The organism is Bacillus solimangrovi (genome assembly GCF_001742425.1).
Lineage (GTDB): Bacteria > Bacillota > Bacilli > Bacillales > Bacillaceae_N > Bacillus_AV > Bacillus_AV solimangrovi.
The window spans coordinates 1-1,587 of sequence record NZ_MJEH01000059.1; the positions used below are offsets into that span (position 1 = coordinate 1).

1 protein-coding gene is annotated in these 1,587 nt (G+C 35.7%); it reads left to right on the top strand.

Annotated features, from left to right (window positions below; translation table 11 throughout):
• The first annotated feature begins 116 nt into the window (after positions 1–116).
• Positions 117–1,469 carry an IS1182 family transposase gene (locus BFG57_RS15645; RefSeq protein ID WP_069718428.1) on the top strand — a complete coding sequence of 451 codons (1,353 nt, stop codon included), beginning with the start codon at positions 117–119 and terminating at the stop codon, positions 1,467–1,469.
• Positions 1,470–1,587: the final 118 nt, after the last annotated feature.

Below are 1,587 nucleotides of genomic sequence, written 5' to 3' on the forward strand. Positions count from 1 at the left end.
TAAGAGTAACGTCCTCAGGCTGTCGAGAAAGTCTCGACAGCCTTTTTTAGTGGAAATGATTTCATCATTTTATCTATCTGTTATGATTAAGGTAACGTTTTAAAGGCGGTGAAGATATGTTTCATTCTAATAAAGATAGACAAAATGAATTAGAATTTGTAACGATAGAAGAGTTAGTTCCTCAAGATCATTTACTTCGAAAGATTGACCAATATATCGACTTCTCATTTATTCCTGAAAAAGTTCGTCCTTTTTATTGTAAGGATAATGGACGTCCTTCTCTTGACCCTCTTATTCTATTCAAAATGATGTTTATAGGTTATTTTTATGGGGTTCGTTCAGAACGCGAACTTGAACGCCAAGTTCAAACAAACATTGCTTACCGTTGGTTCTTAGGATTGAATCTCACTGACGCTGTTCCCCATCATTCTACAATCAGTTGGAATAGGAGAACTCGTTTTAAAGATACGGAAATTTTTCAAGAGGTTTTTGATGAAATTGTTCTTCAAGCCATGAATCATCGCATGGTTGGAGGAAGAATATTATTTACAGATTCAACTCATCTAAAAGCGAATGCTAATAAGAATAAATATACAAAGAAGGAAGTGAACATCGAAACAGCTTCTTACGTAGACGAACTAAACCAAGCTATAGAAGAGGATCGTATTCGTCATGGAAAAAAGCCTCTAAAGAAAAAGGAGGAGGTGGAACAAACAAAAGAAATCAAAGTAAGTCATACAGACCCTGAAAGTGGGTATCTCTATCGAGAAAATAAACCTGAAGGTTTTTTCTATTTAGATCACCGTACAACAGATCTAAAATATAATATTATTACCGATGTTCATATCACACCTGGCAATGTACATGATTCAAAACCCTATTTAGCTCGATTAGATCGTCAGATTAATCAATTTGGTTTTTCTGTAGAAGCCGTTGGCTTAGATGCCGGTTATTTAACGAATCCTATTTGTCATGGATTACATCAACGACAAATCTTTGGGGTAATTGCTCATCGAAGATATCAAACAAGAAAAGGATTTATACCGAAATGGAAATTTAAATATGATATAGAACATGATCAGTACACATGTCCGGAAGGAAGTATGCTAGCGTATTCGACTACAGATCGCGAAGGTTACCGTCATTATAAATCTAACCCAACAGTATGTAGTCAATGTCCTCTCTTAGAGAAATGTACTCAGAATCAAAAACATCAAAAAACGATTACAAGACATGTATGGGAAGAGGCAAAAGAGAAGGTTCGATTGAACCGACTTTCTAATGAAGGCAAATGGATTTATCGAATGAGAAGAGAAAAAGTTGAACGTAGCTTCGCAGATTCAAAAGAACTGCATGGGCTGCGTTATTGTCGCTTGCGTGGAAGAAAAAATGTTCAAGAACAAGCACTACTCACCGCAGCTTGTCAGAACATGAAAAAGATTGCCCTACATTTAGACAGGTTGAACTAGGTGTAGTGGAGTCTTTTTCTGTGGTATTTATCAACTAAAATCTATTTCAAATCACGGACATAAAAATAGTTTGTAGAGAAACGGAAGGTTTCTCTACAAACTGAGAACAACCAAAATT